At 61.5% G+C, this 385-nt stretch carries 1 protein-coding gene; it reads left to right on the forward strand.

The window, feature by feature from the left end; translation table 11 throughout:
* Positions 1 to 367: bifunctional adenosylcobinamide kinase/adenosylcobinamide-phosphate guanylyltransferase (locus AC1D0P_RS31510; protein ID WP_477680318.1), on the forward strand; the 367-nt coding region annotated here is incomplete at its 5' end.
* Positions 368 to 385 lie beyond the last annotated feature (18 nt).

Consider the following 385-nt stretch of genomic DNA (forward strand, 5'->3'; position numbering starts at 1 on the left):
TCATAAGGTGCAGCGCGGCGACGCCTGGACGACGCATGAAGTGCCTGTAGACCTTGTYGCAACGCTTCGGTCCGTCGATCATCCGGGAAATGTCGTGCTCGTCGACTGCCTTACGCTCTGGCTCACCAATCTGATGATGGAGGAGCGTGCGCTGGCGCCGGAATTTGCCGCGCTCGCCGACCATCTGGGGCAAGCGAAAGCCACGCTGATCCTGGTCTCCAACGAGGTCGGGCTTGGCATCGTGCCGGAAAATCGCATGGCGCGCGATTTCCGCGACCATGCCGGCCGGCTGCACCAATCGATCGCGGCGAAAGCCCGCGACGTCTATTTCGTGGCGGCCGGATTGCCGCTGAAGATGAAGGGATAAGACCATGCAGAAGATACC

It is taken from the genome of Polaromonas sp. P1_G2, from assembly GCF_056405515.1.